Source organism: Paenibacillus sp. TC-CSREp1, assembly GCF_050171015.1.
Classification (GTDB): Bacteria; Bacillota; Bacilli; order Paenibacillales; family Paenibacillaceae; genus Paenibacillus; species Paenibacillus silvae.
On sequence record NZ_JBNOKM010000012.1, the window covers coordinates 123406 to 145361 of the forward strand.

22 protein-coding genes are annotated in these 21956 nt (G+C 44.4%); 9 read left to right on the top strand and 13 right to left on the bottom strand.

Annotated elements, in window-relative coordinates; translation table 11 throughout:
- Position 1: 1 nt before the first annotated feature.
- Positions 2-829, bottom strand: a complete 828-nt coding sequence (locus ACQSGY_RS19285; RefSeq protein ID WP_427179952.1) for a hypothetical protein — start codon at positions 827-829, stop codon at positions 2-4.
- A gap of 77 nt (positions 830-906) precedes the next feature.
- On the bottom strand, positions 907-2871 hold the full coding sequence (locus tag ACQSGY_RS19290) for an AarF/UbiB family protein (RefSeq protein WP_427179953.1): 1965 nt from the start codon (positions 2869-2871) through the stop codon (positions 907-909).
- A gap of 269 nt (positions 2872-3140) precedes the next feature.
- Here ACQSGY_RS19290 and ACQSGY_RS19295 point away from each other — a divergent pair, with 269 nt between their 5' ends.
- The 5 genes from ACQSGY_RS19295 to ACQSGY_RS19315 all read left to right on the top strand — a co-directional run bounded on the left by ACQSGY_RS19295 (position 3141) and on the right by ACQSGY_RS19315 (position 7737).
- Positions 3141-3557: a MerR family transcriptional regulator gene (locus ACQSGY_RS19295; protein ID WP_427179955.1), complete on the top strand. Its 417-nt coding sequence runs from the start codon at positions 3141-3143 to the stop codon at positions 3555-3557.
- A complete protein-coding gene (locus ACQSGY_RS19300) occupies positions 3557-4066 on the top strand; it encodes a hypothetical protein (RefSeq protein WP_427179957.1) in 510 nt (169 codons plus the stop codon). The genes ACQSGY_RS19295 and ACQSGY_RS19300 overlap by 1 nt, the downstream gene beginning before the upstream one ends.
- A gap of 10 nt (positions 4067-4076) precedes the next feature.
- Positions 4077-4670, top strand: a complete 594-nt coding sequence (gene clpP / locus ACQSGY_RS19305) for an ATP-dependent Clp endopeptidase proteolytic subunit ClpP (protein ID WP_427179959.1) — start codon at positions 4077-4079, stop codon at positions 4668-4670.
- A gap of 40 nt (positions 4671-4710) precedes the next feature.
- A complete protein-coding gene (locus ACQSGY_RS19310) occupies positions 4711-5592 on the top strand; it encodes a GNAT family N-acetyltransferase (protein WP_427179961.1) in 882 nt (293 codons plus the stop codon).
- A gap of 279 nt (positions 5593-5871) precedes the next feature.
- On the top strand, positions 5872-7737 hold the full coding sequence (locus ACQSGY_RS19315; protein WP_427179963.1) for a leucine-rich repeat domain-containing protein: 1866 nt from the start codon (positions 5872-5874) through the stop codon (positions 7735-7737).
- 20 nt (positions 7738-7757) lie between these two features.
- Here the strand turns inward: ACQSGY_RS19315 and ACQSGY_RS19320 are convergent, their stop codons facing one another.
- Positions 7758-8621 (bottom strand): GNAT family N-acetyltransferase, encoded by an 864-nt coding sequence (locus ACQSGY_RS19320; protein ID WP_427179965.1) that lies wholly within the window; start codon positions 8619-8621, stop codon positions 7758-7760.
- Between the two features lie 176 nt (positions 8622-8797).
- Between ACQSGY_RS19320 and ACQSGY_RS19325 the strand changes: the two genes are divergently transcribed.
- The gene (locus ACQSGY_RS19325) at positions 8798-9286 is read left to right on the top strand and encodes a GNAT family N-acetyltransferase (RefSeq protein WP_427179967.1); all 489 of its coding nucleotides are present in this window, start codon (positions 8798-8800) and stop codon (positions 9284-9286) included.
- Between the two features lie 313 nt (positions 9287-9599).
- Here the strand turns inward: ACQSGY_RS19325 and ACQSGY_RS19330 are convergent, their stop codons facing one another.
- The gene (locus tag ACQSGY_RS19330; RefSeq protein WP_427179968.1) at positions 9600-10190 is read right to left on the bottom strand and encodes a TetR/AcrR family transcriptional regulator; all 591 of its coding nucleotides are present in this window, start codon (positions 10188-10190) and stop codon (positions 9600-9602) included.
- 157 nt (positions 10191-10347) lie between these two features.
- Between ACQSGY_RS19330 and ACQSGY_RS19335 the strand changes: the two genes are divergently transcribed.
- From ACQSGY_RS19335 to ACQSGY_RS19345, 3 genes are all read left to right on the top strand, one after another.
- A complete protein-coding gene (locus ACQSGY_RS19335; protein WP_427179970.1) occupies positions 10348-11277 on the top strand; it encodes a ketopantoate reductase family protein in 930 nt (309 codons plus the stop codon).
- Between the two features lie 438 nt (positions 11278-11715).
- Positions 11716-12006 carry a hypothetical protein gene (locus tag ACQSGY_RS19340; RefSeq protein ID WP_427179972.1) on the top strand — a complete coding sequence of 97 codons (291 nt, stop codon included), beginning with the start codon at positions 11716-11718 and terminating at the stop codon, positions 12004-12006.
- A gap of 168 nt (positions 12007-12174) precedes the next feature.
- Positions 12175-12294: an IS3 family transposase gene (locus ACQSGY_RS19345; RefSeq protein WP_427179974.1), complete on the top strand. Its 120-nt coding sequence runs from the start codon at positions 12175-12177 to the stop codon at positions 12292-12294.
- Between the two features lie 466 nt (positions 12295-12760).
- On the opposite strand, the gene ACQSGY_RS19350 is transcribed toward ACQSGY_RS19345, so the two are convergent.
- The 9 genes from ACQSGY_RS19350 to ACQSGY_RS19390 form a co-directional block, all read right to left on the bottom strand.
- Entirely contained in the window at positions 12761-13795 is a 1035-nt protein-coding gene (locus ACQSGY_RS19350; RefSeq protein ID WP_427179975.1) for a hypothetical protein, read from the bottom strand.
- Between the two features lie 206 nt (positions 13796-14001).
- Positions 14002-14955, bottom strand: coding sequence for a methyltransferase domain-containing protein (locus tag ACQSGY_RS19355; RefSeq protein WP_427180138.1), 954 nt, complete (start codon positions 14953-14955; stop codon positions 14002-14004).
- A gap of 5 nt (positions 14956-14960) precedes the next feature.
- Positions 14961-15809, bottom strand: a complete 849-nt coding sequence (locus tag ACQSGY_RS19360) for an FkbM family methyltransferase (RefSeq protein ID WP_426334076.1) — start codon at positions 15807-15809, stop codon at positions 14961-14963.
- A gap of 38 nt (positions 15810-15847) precedes the next feature.
- On the bottom strand, positions 15848-16660 hold the full coding sequence (locus tag ACQSGY_RS19365) for an ABC transporter permease (RefSeq protein WP_216517968.1): 813 nt from the start codon (positions 16658-16660) through the stop codon (positions 15848-15850).
- A gap of 4 nt (positions 16661-16664) precedes the next feature.
- A complete protein-coding gene (locus ACQSGY_RS19370; protein ID WP_427179977.1) occupies positions 16665-17474 on the bottom strand; it encodes an ABC transporter permease in 810 nt (269 codons plus the stop codon).
- Positions 17471-18457, bottom strand: a complete 987-nt coding sequence (locus ACQSGY_RS19375) for an ABC transporter ATP-binding protein (protein WP_427179979.1) — start codon at positions 18455-18457, stop codon at positions 17471-17473. Before ACQSGY_RS19375 ends, ACQSGY_RS19370 begins: the two co-directional genes overlap by 4 nt.
- Before the next feature lie 32 nt (positions 18458-18489).
- Positions 18490-19668, bottom strand: a complete 1179-nt coding sequence (locus ACQSGY_RS19380) for a radical SAM protein (protein WP_427179981.1) — start codon at positions 19666-19668, stop codon at positions 18490-18492.
- Positions 19669-19710: 42 nt separating this feature from the next.
- The gene (locus ACQSGY_RS19385; RefSeq protein ID WP_427179983.1) at positions 19711-20799 is read right to left on the bottom strand and encodes an SPASM domain-containing protein; all 1089 of its coding nucleotides are present in this window, start codon (positions 20797-20799) and stop codon (positions 19711-19713) included.
- Positions 20800-20826: 27 nt separating this feature from the next.
- Entirely contained in the window at positions 20827-21942 is a 1116-nt protein-coding gene (locus tag ACQSGY_RS19390; protein ID WP_427179985.1) for a UDP-glucuronosyltransferase, read from the bottom strand.
- Positions 21943-21956 lie beyond the last annotated feature (14 nt).

Below are 21956 nucleotides of genomic sequence, written 5' to 3' on the forward strand. Positions count from 1 at the left end.
ATCACAGCCTCCCGTAATTCCGCAGCACCAATAACGTAAACACCGTATGATACGGCTGCCAATGCTTCAAGCCATGCTCATCCCCCCAGCCTCCGTCTTCACGCTGCGAGGATTCAAGGTCATTCAGAAACTTGTCCAGTAATGCCTTGGGCATCGCTTTAGCAACCCGGGTATCCGGTGAACTCGCAAATTGGAAAATGGTGAAGTAGTTTTTCTCCGTTGTGTTTTGAACACATTTCAATATATTGTCGATTGTCGCTTCTATAAAAGGTCTATTCTCAGGTGTATCCTCCAGATTGAGATAGTAGTCATGGGCGTGATACGCCATAAACAGCCAATCATTGGCCTGAATGTGTTCCAGGCTCAGATTCGACTTCACCCACCGTGATGTGGATGAGGCCAAGGAAGAAGAGCAAATGCCCTGTTTCATCAAATTGCCCGTGATGGAATCCGGTGCAGATTGTCCGCCATTGCTCCACCACGAAGCATGGGGGTACTTATGTAAGGAAGCAGGATTTTTCAAAGAGCCGTCTTCATTTCGATTGCGTTCAACCCAATCCACCGTACCGATTAATACCTCGGTCAGCGACAGCTTCATATCACGTCCCATTGTCAGCAGAAACTCCAGCGCAAGCGGATGAGAGTCCGGGCATTTGATATCATGCTCCAGACCATGTCCCCACCCGCCGTCGGCATTTTTATAACAGAGCAAACATTGATAAAGTCGTTCAATCGAGCCACCGTCAAAAAGATAATGAAACAGCGCCTGCTCCCAAAGCACACCGTTAGCGTAAACAAAGTCCCTGGCTTTATCTATAGATACTCGCATCGTACGACCTCCCTTTATTACTCAAGATAGGTGAACGTTAAAGTGGATAATTCCATACCTTTCTGCAAATCCATCCCCTACAGCTTGGGTTTCAAATGTCTGATTACAGCTACACTCAAAATGGTCATCCCTACGCCAAAGCCTGACATGGATAATGGACCAAGCAGGAATCGCATGACCTCGCTCTGCACAACAAAGCTCGCAAGCATAACGACCATACAGATCACCGTGAAAATGCCCACCGTTAACGTGCCTATAACCTCATTCAAAGATTGGTTTTGCTCACGAGTGATCGTAATCTTATTGTCTTTCAGAATAGGAAGCTCTAACAATCTAGGAATGTAGTCCGTAATCTGGTCCTTGACCTTGCTTATGCGCTCCTTAACCATCTGCCCTTTGTTCATATGATCGGCATAGGACTGACTTGCTGCGGATAAGGAGAACGTATCATCTACAGATGACAGTGTGCCGTCCAGTGTAATGATCGCTCTGAATGCACCAGCAATGGTTGGTTTTAAAGACATCCCCATGTCCGAGATGAGGGTCATCATTCGTTTCATCATGACACTGGTCGGATCTGGTGAGAAAGATGCTTCTGTTAATAAACGATTAAGACGTTGTTCGATCAGCTTTTGATCCAGTAGGTCCCCTTCCTCGCAGACCTTTGTTAAGCCATGCGCCATCTCCTTGGTATCTCTATTGCTGTAACCCATCAGGAAGCTTAACATGCCGTCCCGTTCCTCATCTGTCAGATACCCCACTGAACCAAAGTCGATCAGTGCAACTTCGCCATCTGAAGTCAGCATGAGGTTGCCAGGGTGCGGGTCCGCATGAAAGATACCCATCATCAGAATTTGATCCAGAAATGCATGCATTACCATCTCCGAAACGTCGTTTGTCACCGCTTTGGTGAAGCTGGTTCCTTCGATATATTCCATGGTGAGAATCTGCTTCGTCGAACACTCGGCGTAGATTTTAGGAACACGAATTGGAATCCCATGTTCCTCGAAGGCTTTTCGCATCAGATTCGTATTTAAAGCCTCAATATCAAAATCCGTCTCTTCAAGTAAATTCTGTTTGAAACCTTCGGCCAGCTGGATTAATCCAAGTCTCTTGATTTTGACCGAACGTTCGGAAAGCCATGACACAAACTGGATCAAAATATCCAGGTCCACTGTCATCTTCTGCTTCACATCCGGTCTCAAAATTTTAACGACAACCTTCTCTCCCGTTGACTTCAGCGTTGCCAGATGAACCTGTCCGATCGAAGCCGCTGCAATAGGTTCCATGCCGAAGGATTCATAGGTTTCATCCATATTTCCGATTCTGGCGTCGATGATTGTTTTCAGTTCCTCCTGACTGAGAGGTTTGACCTGATCGTGCAGACTGGAGAACGCTTGAATATAGTTTGCAGGCAGCATGTCCTTTTTGGTCGATAACACTTGAGCAAACTTGACAAACACGCCGCCCATGTTATCCAGAACCTCAGCGATGGCATAGGGCAGCTTCGCATGATCCTGCTGAATCAGATGAGTCAAACCTTTACGTGAAATAATCCAGAATAAACGCATCATACGTCTGAAAGCACGAACCTTGTTCCAGATATAGAGGAGTGGATTGGTCGCTTGCAGCATTTTAAAATTAAACAAGCTAAGCAGCATATAGACATAACACGAAATAAACACAATCAATAACGGATAATAGATAAACATCACTCTAAGAACTTCGGCATCCGGCGGAGCTGCGGTTTGATTGAAGTATGTAAAGGAGAGCACCAGGGTTACGATGGACGTACTGAATAATACCGCCAAGATCAGCCTCAGCTGATTGCTTTTCAACGTGCTGATATTTCCGATAATAAAATAAATGACAAACGCCGCCACCAAAATACTGCTCAGATAAAATTGCTCCAGAACCTGAAGCAGCACACTCACCACAAAGGCACTGGCTAACGAGATCAACACTTTATGTTTCCTGTTAAATAACGAAGTCAGCAGCATGAATACAATGAAACACACGAGCAATGTAATGAAAAAGAACATTTGCATCCCACCTGTTATGTAATTAATACCGTTCTATCCCTCTCCCTCATCAATATAACATACTCCCCCTTGTGTAAATAAACACAAATAAACAAGCCTTCGTGCCACTGGTTAACATGCCATAAAACATCTTCTCCATTTACACCATTCAATCGTTTTTTTTGACATATGATTAACGTTACAGTAAACTGTAAACAATACAGTTAAGTGTAACACAAACTGTGAACTGTAATGAATAGATCAGAACTTTAGGTTAAAGGAGGTGCACCATGAACAGTTATACCGCTAAACAAATCGCTGAAATGCTGCAGCAGGATGACCCGCGTATGAATCTGCGAACCGTGAGGTATTACACTCAGATCGGTATGGTACCTCCCCTTGAATTAGCAGGTAACAAAAGAGTTTACACAGATAACCATCTCCATTATTTTCGGGCAATTATCACACTAGCGAGAACCGGGGAAACCCTGGCCTCCATCCAGGAAACATTGAAGAAACTCTCTATAACAGACATTGAAAAAATAAGTCAGCAGCTACCCTTATATGAACCCAGCCGAATAATTGAAAATGAAACGCTCAAAATCACAGATGATGTCATTATCACAATCAGCCCTCGAATATCCGCAGAGGTCAAACAACGAGTTATTGATTCTGTATCACAAGCTCTAAGGGGGGAGGATCTGTAATGTTTGATATCCAATTAGCAAAGTCCAAGATGGAGAACGAAGAAGGAATGAATCATCTATGGATCAGGCTCGTTCAGGGGGAACAACGGCAGGCATCAGAAGTTCAAATACAACTGCCAGAAGGGATATACCGCTCCCCAAATTTGAATGGCCTCACTGAGAATGAACGAGGACACATTGTAGTGGATGCGCCAGATCAAGATGTGCTTCTTGAAATCTATACGCAGACAGCTGTTCCATGCGATGAAATGACCATCGTAGTAATCCTGCACACCGCCGAGACAATGATACGCAAAGATATTACGATTCAAGTGGTTGAGGAAGAAGAAATGCATACTGCCGAAATGAATGAGCACGTTGTGGAACGAATCAAGACGTTGCGTCCCCCCTCTTCAGCCAGCAATCAGGACAAGGATGGAAGCACTATCATATACATTCAACCAAAGAAATTGGAAAAGAGTACATCAGAATACTCTCATCTGGAAAAGAATTACCGAGTTGACTACTGAAATGGAAAGGATGAACGCTATGACCCTGATTCCTTACGTTATCGAGCATACCTCCCGAGGGGAACGATCCTACGATATATATTCCAGACTGCTGCAGGACCGTATCCTGTTTGTGTCTGGTGAAATTACCGATGCTGTAGCCAACAGTGTGATTGCGCAATTACTCTATCTCGACGCCATGGATTCTGAAAAAGACATCCACATGTATATCAACTCACCAGGTGGCTCCATAACAGCAGGTATGGGCATCTATGATGCGATGCATCTGGTTAAAGCCGATGTATCCACACTATGTGTGGGTATGGCTGCATCTATGGGAGCGTTTTTATTAGCTAATGGGGCAAAAGGCAAACGACTTGCACTCCCAAACAGTGAAATTATGATTCATCAGCCGCTAGGTGGAGCACACGGTCAAGCCACAGATATTGAAATTAGTGCCAAGCGCATTCTTCGATTGCGAGATAAGTTAAACAACATATTGTCCGAGCAGACCAGTCAGCCACTGGAAAAGATTGCACAGGATACGGACAGGGACCACTTTATGAATGCGGATGAGGCTCAGGGTTACGGTTTAATTGACAAGGTCATTCATACGGCACAATAAACAAACCTCATAAAAACTTTAAGGTTAAGGAGCTAATGCCATGCAGGAACTGCAATTTGTAAAAGGTTATAGAGATCATGAAACACTTCGAACAAGTTTCTTCGAACTGGCTGCAAGTACGTTTGGTATCCATTTTGAAAATTGGTATCAACAGGGATGCTGGGGCGAGGGATATGTCCCCTTTTCCTATGTGGATGGAGATCAGGTGGTTGCCAATGTTTCAGTAAATCTCCTTGAACTCATCATTCATGGGGAGAAGTATAAAGTGATACAGGTCGGCACGGTGATGACACATCCCGATTACCGGAAAAAAGGGCTTTCAGCCCGTTTAATGAACAGGGTTTTGGAGGAATACGAGAATAAGTATGATTATATGTACCTTTTTGCCAATGAATCGGTGCTTGATTTCTACCCCAAGTTTGGATTTAAACCTGTGGAAGAGCATCTTTTTTCAATGGATTATACGGCGAAAAAACGATCGGTGCCTGCGAACATTCGCAAACTCGATGTTACTAACGCGGAGGATGTACGTCTTATCTCTACATTTGCATCCGAAAGACGACCTGTTTCGCAGCATTTTGCCACCGCTCAGACTAAAGGCATACTCATGTTCTACTGCCTGAATGTTTTTAGCCATGATATTTATTATTTGGAAAAGGAACACGTCATTGTTGTTTATCAGAAAGAAGGCAATACGATCAATCTTTTTGACGTCATTAGCTTAAACGAAATCCATATGACCGATATTTTAGATCAGATTACAGATGAAGATACGCAGAGAATAACATTTCATTTTACGCCGGATGCAGCAGAGAATATCATGCTCAAAAGCACACTAACCAATGAAGGTTTGTTTGTAAAACCTCATGGTGAAAATCTCTACCCTGTGCATGTGAAACATCCGATTACATCGATTGCTTGATAAAAAGCCTCAAAAGGAGCAGGTTTCCCCTGCTCCTTTTTGCTATGTGAAACTTCTTGTTCTTATCAAACGTAATTCTTCAGAACATTAAACGGTCGAGTGGACCCGTCATGCTAAATCACTGATCTTTAACGAAGGCCGATGTACTCCTGCTAACATAAAAATTCAAATTGTTTTTTTGAACAGAGAGAAGCTCTCACAGGAGTATACAAGGTATAATGAAGCCAGATGACCGTTTGGCATAAATTTATGACCATCATAACGAAGGAGAGGACATTCGTGGCGTTTATTCCGTTAAACTGTCCCAATTGCAACGGACGAATTGAATACAAAGAGGGTGAAATTCTAAAGTGCCCTTATTGTGAAACTGAGCTTCTATTGAAGCAAAATAATGTCTATTACGTAGACCAGACCGTTAATCACTATCACGGAACACCTCCTAAAGCACCGCCGAAGCAGGCTGGCTCCGTAAAGCTGTTACTTATACTGATGCTGGTGCTCGTCGGCGCCATCGGTACTTATGTGTATTCAAGCGTTAGCTCCACTCATCCACAGACAGAAGCCAAGCTGCCAGCGCGCAAGATGCCTGAAAGCGAGGTACTGCTCTCCTTTTTGCGGGATATCTTCGATAAAGGGGCTGCCCTGCCGACAGAGGAGGAACTGGCTCGAATTCGTTATTTGACTGTAGATTATTCGGACAATGACCAGTGGGAGTTTACATACAGCTTCTCCGATCCCTTCAGCGATGAACAGGCCGAGAAGCTCACTTATGTGACTCAGGACAAAAAACTGAATACCCAGAAGATTGATCAGCGAGATTTTGAAGCTTTTACGGGACTGACTGCACTCGATCTGACCGGAACCTATGAAATCTCCCAGACAGATCAAACAACTTTTGCACATATGACTGGTTTAAAAAGCTACGGGGGTGCCTTTAACGAATCCTTCAGCTCATTTTCCGATTACTTTGGTGATAAGTCTAAAATTACGCACCTTTCTACCCAGTTGCGGAGCAATCAGGAGTTGGCTCTACTGCTGGAATTCCCTAACCTTAACTCGTTATCGATTACCTATGCGGATGAGTCTGTAACGGATTTTCACCTGTTAAACCAGCTGCCGCTCAGGTCTCTGTCGCTCACCTTTGTCAATGAATTGGGATGGTTATCGTCCATGACCGGATTATCATCCTTATCCATCCATTACAGCGAAGCTACAGACCTGCAGCCGTTATATGCATTAACCCAGCTTCAAGAACTTAGGTTGTCTTTTTTATCCAATGTAAAGTCTATCGACTTTGTGCAAAACATGCCTGCTCTGCAAACGTTAGATCTTGAAAATGTCAACTTTTCGAATCTGGATCGCCTTGCTGGCAAGAGCTCCATTACCAAACTACGCCTGGCTTCATTAACCAAGCTTGGCTCGGTAAAGGCCATAAACACCCTGCCCTCTCTGCGTGAGTTAGTATTGTCAGGCTATTACGAAAACGCAGAAGCACTATCTTTACCTAAGGTAACACGTGTAGAAATTCCAAGCACTTTTCTCGCCGGGCTGAAAGCACCCGCTGCAACAAGTCTGACGCTTCGCGGTGGAAGCGGAGAATTAAATCTGGCGGCGCTAGGTAAATTCCCGAAGCTGGAGCAGCTATCCCTCTGGGAGACGAGTGAAATCACGGGTCTTGGTTCACTGGACAGCTTGACCAGCCTGCAGACCCTGAACATCTATGACTCCTCACTGTTCCAGGAGAGCGATGCCTTATTTCGTCTAAAGCAGGTTAAATCTCTAACGTGCTCCGAGTGCAGACTGAACTTTGAACAGAAATCGTCCGCGGAGAACAACGTTCTTGAGCAATTGACCTTGGAGCAGTCCTATTTTAGTAAAAATAATAACTCAATCACCGAGGTGGATCAGATCATGCCTTACTTTGTGAAGCTGTCCTCTCTGCGTTCCTTCACTCTGCAAGACAGTAATCTGACTTCTCTCGATTTCATGAGCGGCTGGAAGAACATCGAAGAGCTGCATCTTGAGAACAATGCCATTTCCGATGTTGAGCCCCTAAGCCAGCTGCCTCGACTGCAAAAGGTACATCTGACTGGAAATTCAATACAAAACAAGTCTGTGCTTGGTGCGGGTGTGCAGGTGTATTAAGAGGGTTGGAACGATTAAAATTATATCTTCAGCATCATTTCATATTGACTGACAAAGTGCTGAAATCCAAGGCTTATGAGAAATTCCATCATTTTATGCTCTGACGAATCGATGTTCAACAGACGAATGTTGTCAGCCTGTGTACGGTTTGCGAGTTCTGCGAGAAGGCTGGCTCCAATCCCTAATCGACGGAATTTCGGATGTACTGCTAGCTGCGGAATATCACCACTTTGTCGCTCAATGATGCCATATCCAGCAAATTCCCCATTATACCTGACGATGACATGTATGAATGCTTCGGGAATAGCGGTAACAGATGCAATCGAATTTTGCCACGAAGGCTCAACATCCCAAAAGCGCTTGCCTTCTTGCCAGTCAATCTGGCTTATTTGCTCCGTATGGTGATGTGGGGTTAAAGTCATCAGATGCTCTTTCTTGATTTGAAAACAGGCCAATTCCCGTTGAATTTGAAATCCTTGTTTTTCATATAAACGAATAGCCGGCAGGTTATCTTTAATTACCTCCAGCAGATACTGCTTGACATGCTGCTTCTTCAGAATACGGCTTGCCTGCATAAAAAGCTCGCTAGATACCCCTTGACGGCGGTATTTCGGTGCAATGCCTGTCGCAATATCATAGGCAGTGGGAACGCCCTTTAGCACGCGCAGCCCCGTTAAGGAAAAGCCAATCAGCTGCTCACCATCATACGCCCCAACTGAGAGTGTTGGAACAAAGCCACGGCGCAGCATCATGCGTTCAAAGTCAGGAAATGAAATGTCCATCTTCACCTGATAATCGGAGAATGCTTCGATAAATGCAAGATGAAGTGAATAAAGGTCAGTTTGTTCAAGAGTACAATAATTCATAGGATTTATTAAATTCATTGGTTATCACACAGCGCCACAACAAGTGTATGCCGCCTTCGTCCCTTTCATTTTTACTGTAATTCTATACGCGTAAAAGAAGTTAAACAATGTTGTTTTCCATAAATGACCAAACTAGATTCTCCGGAAAACACCCTATCCCTACTTGCTCGATATTGTAAAGGAGGATACCACATTTGGAGACGAATAGATGTAACATAATCAAGCTGCAAAATAATGATTATCACGATGTGAAATTGATTTATATGAATGAGAAAGTTAGAACATATCTCGGTGGAACAATACCTGAGGAGCACACATTAAACAAGTTTTCAGATACATTAGAACGCTCCCGGACGGGTTCTTATTATTGGGTTGTGCGATTGAAAAGCAATAATGATTGCATCGGTCTGGTTTCCTTGGATAAACACGTGGATGGTCAGCATTTTGAGATTTCCTACGAGTTTCTGCCTGATTGGTGGGGACAAGGATATGCCAAGGAAGTAATTAGTCGCATGCTTGATTACATATTTGATGAGTTACATCTAACCAAAGTCATAGCCGAGACCCAAACGGCCAATCATTCATCTTGCAGACTATTAGAAAACGTAGGAATGAAACTGGAACAAACCGTTACGAGATACGGTGCTGAACAGGCCATATATGGTATGGAGAAACAAAGCTAGGATACCCGATTATTGAGTTATATAGAAGGAGATCGATATGGAGATAACAGTAGTGATTAAACACTCAGAAAGCGAAACTGGGTGACAACTAACGTCATTTGAATGTCTCGAGAAAAGCCAACAACAAAGAGGGGGCCGCCCCTCTTTGTAATTTTTATTAATACATCTACGATGTAATTTTCGCCTCACCAACAATGCCACCAATCCCGCATGCATAGCATATAGGAAACAACCCTGATATTAGAAATTCCGATACAGCCAGTCCCTCTTTCTCTTTCTCTTTCTCTTTCTCTTTCTCTTTCTCCTCGTCCCCCTACTTCTTATTCGAATCAGAGCGCTGCGGATTGGCCTTGCCAAAGATATGATACGGGGTTATCCCCTTAGCAAATAAGCTATCGATCAGTCCGACCAATTCTTCTGACGATAGATCTTTGCCGTTGCGTATCCAAAGACGAAACATAGATATTAATGTTGATATGTAAAACTCCATAATATATGGCGCTAAAGCATCGTTTGTTGGAAAGTCCACAATCAATCGCTCAAAGGGAATTTCTCTTTTCAGACGTTCAATAAAATGAACAGAACCATAGTCGCCCAAGAGGGCCTTCAGAACTGAAATGTCTTCTGCATTTTCCAAGCATTGAAGTGCATCTTGGAAAGTATGTGTAGAAAACTCTCTGCCAGCCATTTCCTCGTTAATGGAATTCAAGATACGCTCTTCAACGTAGTCCAACAACTCATAGATATCTGTAAAGTATTGATAAAATGTACTGCGATTATATCCTGATTGCTTGGCAATCTCTTGAATGGATATTTTTTCGATGGGTTTTCGACTATATAAATCGCAGAATACATTTACAAATGTCTGCCTTGTTTTGTCCGTCATTTCAGGTTGCTTATGCATGATTTTCCTCCATTTTCTGTTCAATCCGTCCAACCCATCATACGACAGATATTAAAAATCTGATGGTTGATGAGTGTGTAGTCAATCCATACAATAACATTATACAACACGTTGTTGGATCATCGACAAGGACTGAAATACATTTTTAGGAGGTAATATGAGAATTTTATTCTTCGGTAGAGGTGTCATATCGACCCAATATGCTTGGGCTTTTGAAAAGGCAGGGCATACAGTAGAGTTTTACGTTAGAAAAGGGAGAAAAGAAACCTTCGGAAGCCATATAGAGCTTGAAATGTGGGATGCGCGAAGAGGGAAACAGCTAATTCAAGAAAACTGGAACGTCAAACTGCATGAGGAGATTAGCCCAAATTATGATCTCATTATTGTAAGTGTCAACACGGAGCAACTTCCAAAAGCAGCACAATTACTATCGACTGTTGCTGGAAACACCCCTGTCCTCATATTTAATAACATTTGGCAAGATTTGAAATCATCAATCTCACCACTGTCTATGAACAATGTTGTTTTTGGGTTCCCAGGAGCCGGTGGCGGCATTGCCGACAATAGGCTTAAAGGTGGTTTTTTGAAGATGCTATTTCTTGAAAAACCACGGGCAGGCACTGAACATATTAACAACAAGGTCAAAGAACTATTCGAAAGTGCCCATTTTAAAATTAGCTGGATCAAAGATATGCAAAACTGGCTATGGAATCACTTTGCCATGAACGCGGCTATGGAAACCGAAGTGTTGAAAGTGGGAAGTTTTCCAGCAATCTTGAATCATCGTGACTCATTCGCAAATGTTGGGAAAAATATGAGGGAAATTGTACCTGTACTCCAAGCAAGAGGTGCAAAGATTGATATGATCTCACTCCTGCTAACCAAGATTCCACCGGCACTTCTCGGAACGCTTTTTAACAAGGTTATTTTGGCAAAAAGCAGCATACCACGACTTATCATCGAATACAACAACAGCAAACCAAATTTTGCGGTACTTGAAGTTGTGAGAGAAGCCAAAAAGTTAGGCATACCTTTACCGCGTCTTACTGCAGCTTATGAAAACAACGAGCTTGCACAACGTTATTGAGAACTGATCCATCCAACAAACAGAAGCCACAACTAATGCTTTGGGTTAAATATATATTTTGGTTAAAACAAATATAGCCCGAACTTTAGCAGCTTCGGGCTATATAGCTTTTAAACAGGTACGTTCGGCTCCAGAACACAATATCCTGACCAACATCACTACTGGACTCCACATGCACCGTATCTACTTTTTCACTAGCCACTATGTGGGGGTATAATAAAAGAGCGACTGTTGTCAGCCGCCCCTAATAAAACCTATTTTTCAAAAAAAGAAGCGGGACATTACCCGCTCCGTATAGAGTTTTCCCAAAAATCCCACTGTACGTCAAATACTTCAAAATAGGTATCCTGAATTCTTTAACTCTTTGAATTAGTACCTACACCCAACCACCATTATTAAAGAAACATATACATTATTGATATAACAAGAGCAGACACCATGAATAGAAAAGGTAGAATCGTTAAAGTTACTCCTGCAATCGCCATTCCTCTTCCTTTAGATGACTTTATTGCACTTAATCCTAGCGGAAAACCCACCAATGAGGAAATACCTGCGATGAAAAAAAATGTTAAACCTACTCCGCTTGCAGATGTAACCACCTCTGCTACAATTGTTAAGACGACGAAAATGGCAGATATAATACCCAAAATCATTGAGACAATAGCAGCTCCTAGCCTATTCTTTAGTGGCTTTGGCTTTACTTTACTTACTGTTTTAGTTAAAGCTTGAGTAGACATAAAGTAGTGCTCCTTTTTACCTATGTATTTTGTCCTATTAGTAAATAATACCTTTATTCTTTAGCTCTTTCAACATCTTTTATATAGTTTAATTACAATGGATCGGCTACACTAAGTTGGACATAAAAATAGGGGCGAAAACAGCAAGCCCAGAGATGCCATGGAATTACGAAACCTTCGTCATTTAGAACTGGAATTATACGACTATGTCAACTGGTTTAATAGGCATCGAATTTATAGATCACTGGGATATTTGACACCTGTTCAGTATCGCCAATAAGCCCTTAAAAAAATTGGTCTGATTTATCGTTGACAAACCATTCGTGAAATTTCCAGGCGGATATAACAAGCCTTAACCTACATTAAGAGACAGTATCTTTTTAACTAGCCACTGGGTGCGGGTGTAAAAAAAACGGCATCTCTGCCGTTTGTGTTTAAAGTGTTGATGCAGACAGCGGCGGCGGCTTCTCTGTTCGCGGCGGTTTTCATACGATGAAAAGACACATGCACAGTATGTCTGTTGATGCGGCTCATTTCTGGCAATATTAGATGTGATTTTACCTATATAAGTTGAACCAAACAATTTACACAAGCCACTCCGATGACAGAATAACCTTCCAATCGCTGTTATCCCCAGATTTTTTTGATTCCTTTTTTAAAGGGGAAAATCTGGGGATAAAGGCGAACGCTTCGCTTTTTCAGTTTTTTTCTGTCCTCTTCGTTAATGTGTAAAAGAATAGTTCAACTTAAATAGAAGCCTTTAACATTAAAAATAATTGATTATGAAAATGTACTTCATTCGTATATATTTTTGTAAATAAACCAATGCACTTGTCTATGCTTTCCCCAGTGAACTTTTGGGACATGATGGCTTTATTCGAATAGATCCTTACTGTCTTCCAGTCACGAATAATTTGGTCCAATAACGGGTCAAGCGTATGTTTTGCATTGATTTGATCAATGTTGTACTTATAGAGCGTATTTAACCTGTATTTCTCAGAACATTTTCTGTAAATTGTACTGCTCAGTGTCTCTATAATCGTTTCATTTTGTATAATGAGCTCGTAATTTTCTGCGAGCAACAGTATATTATTCAAACTTTCCGTTATTTCATTTTGATACCTGCACATATTTTGTACGAATGTATTGATGGTTGTGTGCGCTGACTTCTTATTGTCCAAGATCTCATGATTACCGGGGGGCACTAGCGCATATTCCCAAAAGTAGTCTGGCATCTTTACGTGTTCCGAAGTCAGGCATGACGATTTGAATTCTGAAAATGGCAGAGAATATTGTCTGTATTCTGTAATATCATCAACCGTATATATTTCCTCGTTCGTAAGATTGAAGCCATAGACAAAAACAGGATGCAGTCCATGTTTTTTGTTATAGTAAAAGTCTCTCCCGCGTTGATAAAATAAATCAATAAATATGGAAATCGGATGACCACTAGAAATAGAGTTTATGATCTCATCTTGTAACGTATCTAGTGCAGGGGATATTTTACGAATAGAGATCCCCATTTCCTCAAGGATCTGATCTCCCTCCTCAAGATCCAACACCTCTAACTTGAAATATCCTCTTGTTTGTATTTTTTGTTTATCAAATCTATAAATAGTAATGACATTATTCAAAATCGGCAGCTCATCTTTTTTAAAATATCTGGCAAGCGTTAACAACAAATTGTAGCCGCAATTAAAATAAGGAAAATTATGATGAGGAAACATTTTTGTCATGCCGTCGAAGGGCTGAAAGGTGTCCAGGGAAACAATTTCTTCCATACATATTTCTCCTATACTAGGACGTGTCTTGAAACCTACTGAAGTGCATCTTTTACCGCCTTTTCGCCCCCTGCTACGTCACTTTCCCTTGACGTGCCCCGGCACGCCTGCGGAAAACTTCCTGGCTTGGAACGAAAATTCAGCAAAATCTGCCGCCTTCAGAGTTTTCAGACACGCCCAAAATTATTGTTGATATTACGGCTATATTACCTCTTAACAAGGTTCATCATACGGTATTGCCGCGTTCCAACCTTCATCTCTTCATATTTCTTCGAGCCGGGCAATGCGATGAAATCATGAATATCTCCAATATTCGTGCTCGCTTTGGCGTTGCTCGCAATGCCTTGTGTGCCAGTACGCTGCTTCGCACTCTCATCACATGATAGAAGAACATTCGAAGTCACATCCTGATTACGGATTACAGACAGGCCTGCTTCCTCTAACAGCCTGACGTTATGCGCTACCTGATCTCCCAGCATCAGCTCCGTATACAGAAATACGCCACCAGCTCTCATGATCCGGTACACCTCTTCATAGAAGCGTGATCGGTTCGGATAGGCATGCGCGGATTCTATATTTAACACCACATCGAAGCTCTCGTCTGCAAACGGTATATTCTCTGCATCGCCGACGAGATACAAAGATTCACCCCCTCGGGATTTGGCATTGCAATAGGCAATATTCGCCGGGCAGATGTCGAGACCGACAATAGACAGCGGCTTGAAATATTTAGACAGAGCTGCTATGTTCCCTCCCCTGCCGCATCCGATGTCGATCACCTGCCGTTCCCGAATCGCCGTCCTGCCCACTGTCTCAAGTAGCAGCTTGACTGAGTTTCTATTCCATGCATCGCCCGGCTCGATCACCGCATGTTGCTCACTCCCGTCCGGGACGTAACCATAATTTAAGAAGGTGGCGAATCGGCCTATACCGGACAGCCCAAGGGAGTGCGAAATCTCGCTATAATCCCGAATTTCAGCCTCTTTCCGGTTCCAATCGGAAGGGTGGGCAACCTGCTCACGCTGGTCGAGCATTGATACATAACGATCATCAATCGGATATACCGCATCGCAGCTGCAGCATTGCAGCAACGCCTCAGACTGGACCAGCACACCCTTGCAGCTGGAGCATACCAACCTTGCATGCAGATGCTGTAGCATGACGATCACCCAGCCGATATATGCATTTGATTCAATGCATACACATTGTAGTAATTGGGGATGTTCAAGTCTTCGTAGTAATCGATCAAGACATTGAAGCCGTTGGTGCGGAAGATGTTCTCGAGCCTGCTGATCTGTTCTCCATCCAGTCCGTGTACCTCCATTACAATTTGCCTGATTTTGCCCCAATCCTCCGGCTCTATGCCTTCCAGCACCTCAAATTCACTTTTTTCCACGTCGATTTTGAGCAGATCAATGGGGTTCAGATCGTAATAACGGATCATTTCAGAGATCGTAGTCAGCTTGCATCGATGGATTTGTTCATTCAGAAGCTTCGGCGACATAAGTTGATCCACAAACCGGTTTAGCATGCGCGGGTCATCGAAATGATCCCGGTAATGGTTGATTAACCCGTATCGGAGATCCAGATCGTGGTTCTCCCGGTATTTGATCTGGACAGAATCCGTGGACATCGTAGGGAAATAGGCAAACTCTGCTTCCTTAATCTCATTGGAAAGCCCGACGTTAACCGTTGTTACGCGAGGCAGCGAGCTCGTATTCATCTTCAAGAGCTCAAACGTCGGAGGCAGTGGCTCAAAGGCATATACCCTGCAGTTGCTCTTGCTGCTGACATACAGGGTGAACATGCCGATATTAGCCCCGACGTCCATGACCGTGCCATGATCCGGGAGCGTAATCCCGTGCTTGAAATACATCTCCTTCTGGAAAATCTCGTTGTAGAGGAACTCGGTCTCTCCTTCGTTGTTTTGATAGATTTCGATCCCGTTGTGCAGCCGCTTCTTGGCAATATCCTCTGTCTGCGGCGAAAAGCTCTTGTACTCCATCCTGCTCATGCACTTCACCCTCTCAACCATTTGTTTGTGGCATTTCTCTAACTGCTGGCGCTCTCGTAGTGTCTGACGGCCAGCTTCCAGAACAGCCTGACCATTAGAAGCGATATCACAGGAGCTGCAAAAATCCATACCCCAAGGAAGAAGTCCAAGCGGTCGATCAAATAAACCGAGGGCATGTTGGTGATAAACAAGATAGGCACGACATACAGTCCTATTCTCTGCAGCCATTTGGGGTATATGTACATCGGCATATTGTTCAAATCCCAACATTTGTCCAGTATGTCGAAGATCGAACCGGACTTCACCGTCCAGAAAGCAAGAATTTGCGGAAGCAGAAGCACTGAATACATCACGATCGTGCTGCTCAAGATCACGCCGATATATCCGGCCAAGTGCATGAAGCTTGGCTCGATGCCAAGCCGCCGCCAAGCCAGGACGATCATCGTGATCCCGGCGATCAGGTTCGGAATCGGAAACGCGTAGTTAACGTTCCGGAATGAAATCATAAACTGCAGCGATAGCGGCTTCGTCATATACAAGTCCAGCGTTCCGTTGCGGATATGGCCGGCGAATCTATAAAAGTTATCCATAAACAATCCTGTATAGATTGCGATCATAATCGTATAGGTCCCGGTGAAGATCATCATCTGGTCGGGAGAAATGCCATTAATTTCAATCCCCAGCCGAAAAACGAAGATGACATAGATCAGCTTGGTAAACAGAAATACGGTCTCCATGATCAAACCGGAGTAGAAATTTGCTTTGTATTCCATATAACCGACCAAACTGTTCTTTGCGAAAATAAAAAACATACGTACATGCTTCCGAATCTCACTCAAGCGGATACTCACAGACCTAACCTCCAACGGCTACATATTTCTTCATCCCGGAATCCCAAGCCAATTTGGAAATGACCAAAAGTACCATTACCCAAACCGCCTGTACCAGGAGCCCGCTCACGATCTCATGAATCTCCAAGCTCCCGAGGATGATCTTAACCGGGAAGAATACGACATACTGGAACGGTAAATAGCTGGAGATTGTGGCAAACGTATCTCCGAAAATATTAAGCGGAAAGATGGCGCCGCTGAGCAGATAGACGCCTTGGTTGAACGCGATATACACGCCCCAAACCTCAGTAATGATGAACGCGAGCGCACTAATCGAATAAAAAAGCAGGAAGTTGATGAGCATTCCGAACAAAATACTGACCAGGAACATAACGATCTGCCCCACTCTGAGCGGAAACCCCCAAATCTGAGTAAACACGGTCATCAGTATGACGAATAAGACAAGCACGACCCCGGTCTGAACCGTTTTCTCACCGAAAAAATTGCATATCCGATAGCTGAAATAATGAATGGGCTGAGCGATAAACTTGCTTAGCCCGCCCGTCTTGATATCATTCGCTATCTCCCCTTCGAAGCCGGCAGAAACCAGCTTGGAGACGACACCGGACAACACGGAATAAATGATGATCTGTGAATACGTATAACCGTTAATAATCTCTTGCGGCGAGCTGCGGAACACAGCTGTCCAGAGGAAGCATTGGACGAGTATGATAAAGCCGCCGCTGATAATGCCCATCAGGAAATCGGTCCGGTACTCCATCGCATTCTGAAGCGCAAGGATGTAAGTCCTTTTATACTTCTGCAAGGCTTTCATGTCTGGACCCCATCTTTCTGATATAAGCTTTCGATGCCTCGCTCGACAGGTACATCTTCAACTGTGAAATCAAGGATCGGGAACCGATCAAGTATCATTTTGGAAAGCCGCTGGAGGTCATGCTTCTCAATTTCCATGACGGCATTCATGCCGTCATGTTGAGTAATCGTGCCATAGTCGCTTAACGCTTGCCTCGGCACTTCATCCGTAAATTGCAGCTTGATAATCTTTTTGGCATGCAGCAGCTCGTTCACACGCCGAAGATCACCGTCGTATACGATCTTCCCCTGATTGATGATGACCGCTCGCTTGCATAGATCTTCAATATCCGCCATGTAGTGGCTTGTCAGAATGACCGTTGCCTTCGTCTGCTCGTTATAATCCTTCAGAAACTCCCGAATGCGCTTCTGCGAAATCAGATCAAGTCCGATTGTAGGCTCATCCAGGAAAATCACCTTGGGCCGGTGGATGAGCGAAGCAATAAGCTCCATCTTCATCCGTTCCCCTAGCGAGAGTCTCCGCACCTGAATATTGAGCAGGTCTTTAACGTCAAGCATCTCCGTAAGCTCATCCAGGACAAGGTTGTAGGACTTATCCTCGATCTCATAGATGCATTTGTTCAGGTACAACGATTCGTTCGCCGGTAAATCCCACCACAACTGCGATTTCTGCCCCATCACGATCGAGAACTGCATCTTGAATTCTTTTTTTCGCTCCCAAGGGACATAGCCTAATACCGTCGCTTGCCCGCTTGTCGGATACAAGATGCCGGACAGCATCTTAAGCGTAGTCGTTTTGCCAGAACCATTCGGGCCTAAAAATCCGACCATCTCACCCTGCTCGATTACAAGGGATATTTCGCTAACCGCTTCTTTGATTAGTGATTTCCGCTTCACTAAATTTTTGAGCGATTTTTTGAGCCCCAGCTCTTTCTCGTAATACTTGAAGCTTTTGGATAATCCCTCCAGGTGGATAATGCTCACTTGCGCACCTCATTTATGTGAATTTAGAATCGTTATACACCGTGCAAATGCAAGACACTGCACTTGGAACAAGCCGGTGTCAGTCGTTCGTCCATCATTTCCCTTATCCTTCTGTAGGTCATGCTATGCCATAATTCCTGTACGGACGCTTCATGTAAGTTGCCGATCTCGAACTCCTTGAAAAATTTGCATGCAACAATCGTTCCATCGGGCGTAATATCCATCCGATTCGAGAGAGCCAGGCACTTCTTGTTCATCGTGCCTTTCCCCCTCACCTCTTTGCCAAGCACGAAATCTTCGATCTGGTCATGATCCAGATTAGGCTGGTAGCGTAAACGCATTTTCCAGACCCGATTATTCACCCGGTCCAACTCGCTCATCAAAGCAGGGATACGCTCCGGATCGAGCTTGTAGTTAAAGGCGTGCCAGCTTCGTTCGCCCTTGTGCCCGCTCGCCGGAAGGAAGTCGAACTTCTGGTCAAAGTAATCGTCCATTCCCTGCGTGCATTCATCCGAGATGTACCATGGGAAGCAGACCATGACCATGTCTACACCGACGCCCTCCAGAAAGTTCAACAGATCGTAAAGCTTGTCGGTCATAGCATCGTTAACGACGGTATGGATCGTAATTTTGCCCCTGAATCGGTTTTCCTTGCGCAGCTCGACCAGCTTCCGGATCGCATCTATCGCCTTGTTGAATACCCCTTTGCCGCGAAGCGCATCATTCTCTTCTTCGAAGCCATCAAGCGCAATGAGCAGCTCCAGGTTGTCGGAGATTCTCAGCAAGGCGTCCAGCTTTCGCTCGATCAGCACCGCGTTCGTGCAGATCGTCGTCTCACGAGGATGGGCTTCAAGAAGATCGGCCAAACGGTCGAAATGGCTGTATACGAGCGGCTCACCGCCCCAGATATAGAGTCTCGACTTGGCTGGTTCCGTCTCAAGGATTAGCTTCTCCAGCAGCCCGTAGTCGAGCTGTTCGCGCTGCTGCTCCGGTGTCATGAAGTGATGGTAGCCGGTGTCGTTCCATTGATAGCAATGCTTGCAGCGCAAGTTGCATTGGTTTGTCAGTTTAATCCCGACCGACTCTGGCAACGGGGTCGCGTAACCCACTATTTTCTCCATGTTCCGCTTGGTTTCCACCGTATTCTTGATCGTACGTTTCAATATTTGCAGATCCTTTGCGGAATGCTTAATCTCGGATTTCGGATTCATATCAACACACCCTTCTTAAACGTAATAGGTTATTCACATGAATCAGTAGATATAATACCTTGAACAAGCCGTACAAATCGGAAGCATATTTTTTTTCATATACGCGCGATACTCTTTGTAATTGTCACTGCGCCAGATATCCAGCAGATTATCTTCGTTCACGTTGCCAAAGGTCAAATCATAGAAGGCATGGCAGGGCGAAACATCACCCCTTGCCGTAATCTCCGCATAAGTCCATGGTAGGGAGCAGCGTTTTCGTTTATCCGCCATCTGATGGAATTGTCCCGAGAAATAGTTTTGCAAATTCTGTTCATCTATCGTCTTCGGATAGGTAATCACATCGATACGGTTTTTCAAGCAATAATCTTTAACATTATTGAGCTGTCTCGTTAATTCGGGAATATCGATCTGACTGAACGAACCGATGTCTTTCCAGACCATCCCCTTGGCATACGGAGCTTCATGCACGCCGAATTCCTCACTAAGAACCTCCACATATTGGGCATATTGCTCTTCCGTGGCATAGAGCTGCACTTCCATGCTGATATGATCCAACATCGACAAGTCTATTTGCTTAAAGAAAAATTCCTCGATGTACATATAGTTCAAGGGTGTAATGATAAAGGATACACCTATCTTCGGAAATTGCTTGCCTTTGCTTTGCCGGAGCTCATAGAGCTTCTCGATTCCTTTGATTACTTTCTTGAATACGCCTTTGCCCCTCTGCCTGTCGTTGATTTCCTCAGGGCCATCAAGCGATACCCAGATCTTATTGGGCGGAGTCTCGACTAACATCTCGGCATGCTTTTCAAGCAGTGTGCCGTTCGTGGGGAAGTCAGCTATGCTTCCATAATGATTGATCATGGCGAGAATGTCGCTCAGCCACGGGTACATCAGCGGCTCACCGCCGAAGAAATCGTAATACGGCTTGCCGGGGCTGCACTCGATGATGATCTTTTTGATCAACTCCGGGTCCAGCTGCGCTAATGTTTTTTTGCTTTTGTAGGGCCCTTCGAGGCCCCATTCATAACACATTTTGCATCGTAAATTGCACTCCTCCAGCAGCTGCAGGACGATCCATCTTGGATAGCTTACCGTATCCTTGGCAACACTCAATGTATTTAAGCTCATCGCATAACCCCTTCTGCCATTGAAATCTTACCTCTTCGTTAAGGCAACCCTCGAACAATAGTGATCCACATAATTCGTCCGTTCACCGGGCCTGTTCTTGATCGCTTGATGCATCTCCTTAAGGATATCTACAGAAAAATCCATCTCTCGCCACTTCTCGTAGCGTATTCCGAACCCAAGCGACTCCCACAATTCCAGATTGCTAAGCTCATGACTGCCGAACGGCTCCAGAAGAATAAGAGGGGTTTCGGAGGCGAGCGAGTCGATCAATGTGCCCGCTCCCGGCTTGGCCACGATTGCCATCGCCTCAGAGGCGACGTCAAATAACCAATGATGATCAGCCTCAGCAGCGTATGAATTCGTATCTTCTCCGGATATTTCAATATATGGAGGAAACTCATGCAGGCCGTTCGCGCTCTTCACCCATGAACACCATTCCGGATCGTTCATCCAATATCGGTGATCGGGATCGGGCTTCGCTTCCTTCCAGTCGTAAGCTACAATATCAAGCCCGTAGTTATGGCCGGCAAGCTCTGGAATTGTACTTTGATAAGTGCCCATCCCCCAGCCGCCGCCATGAACAACAAGCCGTCGCTTCCTAGATTCGAAGGGCAGTGGCGTAGCAGGAAGAACCGGGATTTCGTATCGAATCGCCAACTTATCAGTGTCATAGAGACAAGCATTGTAATAATGCTCGTCATACCGGGGATGAAACTTCTTCAGGCTCTTCCAGGACGGGGCCAGATCCGAATCGACGTAGAGCAGGTCTACATGAATTGGATTCGGCAGCATCTTCTCCCTATACAAATCCAGAATATAGACCCAGTGTCCGGATAGCGATATGAATTCGTAGCGTTCTTCCGCTTTCCATGCCTCAAGCAATAGCTCGACCTGGGCATAATCTATACTATTGCGGATATCCATCGGCATTCGGGCCGAAAAATTGGCAATAGCGAAATTATTGTGGTATGCCGTCCTGCTGTCTGCAATATGCACCCTCTTGTCATGCTCCAAATAGCTTTCGAACACGAGCACTTCCGTCGCGATATCCCTTTTCCCGAAATCGCTTGCAGCTAACAGCCCGGGAATATAGAACCCCAGACCGAAACCCGAGCATAGAATCGTTACTTTCCGCTTCCCCATAAACTCTCTTCCTC

Coding starts and splice junctions, on each gene's coding strand:
- ACQSGY_RS19285 (WP_427179952.1), bottom strand. CDS start 829: ATGCGAGTATCTATAGATAAAGCCAGGGACTTTGTTTACGCTAACGGT.
- ACQSGY_RS19290 (WP_427179953.1), bottom strand. CDS start 2,871: ATGTTCTTTTTCATTACATTGCTCGTGTGTTTCATTGTATTCATGCTG.
- ACQSGY_RS19295 (WP_427179955.1), top strand. CDS start 3,141: ATGAACAGTTATACCGCTAAACAAATCGCTGAAATGCTGCAGCAGGAT.
- ACQSGY_RS19300 (WP_427179957.1), top strand. CDS start 3,557: ATGTTTGATATCCAATTAGCAAAGTCCAAGATGGAGAACGAAGAAGGA.
- clpP (WP_427179959.1), top strand. CDS start 4,077: ATGAACGCTATGACCCTGATTCCTTACGTTATCGAGCATACCTCCCGA.
- ACQSGY_RS19310 (WP_427179961.1), top strand. CDS start 4,711: ATGCAGGAACTGCAATTTGTAAAAGGTTATAGAGATCATGAAACACTT.
- ACQSGY_RS19320 (WP_427179965.1), bottom strand. CDS start 8,621: ATGAATTTAATAAATCCTATGAATTATTGTACTCTTGAACAAACTGAC.
- ACQSGY_RS19330 (WP_427179968.1), bottom strand. CDS start 10,190: ATGCATAAGCAACCTGAAATGACGGACAAAACAAGGCAGACATTTGTA.
- ACQSGY_RS19335 (WP_427179970.1), top strand. CDS start 10,348: ATGAGAATTTTATTCTTCGGTAGAGGTGTCATATCGACCCAATATGCT.
- ACQSGY_RS19340 (WP_427179972.1), top strand. CDS start 11,716: ATGAATAGAAAAGGTAGAATCGTTAAAGTTACTCCTGCAATCGCCATT.
- ACQSGY_RS19345 (WP_427179974.1), top strand. CDS start 12,175: ATGGAATTACGAAACCTTCGTCATTTAGAACTGGAATTATACGACTAT.
- ACQSGY_RS19350 (WP_427179975.1), bottom strand. CDS start 13,795: ATGGAAGAAATTGTTTCCCTGGACACCTTTCAGCCCTTCGACGGCATG.
- ACQSGY_RS19355 (WP_427180138.1), bottom strand. CDS start 14,955: ATGCTACAGCATCTGCATGCAAGGTTGGTATGCTCCAGCTGCAAGGGT.
- ACQSGY_RS19360 (WP_426334076.1), bottom strand. CDS start 15,809: ATGAGCAGGATGGAGTACAAGAGCTTTTCGCCGCAGACAGAGGATATT.
- ACQSGY_RS19370 (WP_427179977.1), bottom strand. CDS start 17,474: ATGAAAGCCTTGCAGAAGTATAAAAGGACTTACATCCTTGCGCTTCAG.
- ACQSGY_RS19380 (WP_427179981.1), bottom strand. CDS start 19,668: ATGAATCCGAAATCCGAGATTAAGCATTCCGCAAAGGATCTGCAAATA.
- ACQSGY_RS19385 (WP_427179983.1), bottom strand. CDS start 20,799: ATGAGCTTAAATACATTGAGTGTTGCCAAGGATACGGTAAGCTATCCA.
- ACQSGY_RS19390 (WP_427179985.1), bottom strand. CDS start 21,942: ATGGGGAAGCGGAAAGTAACGATTCTATGCTCGGGTTTCGGTCTGGGG.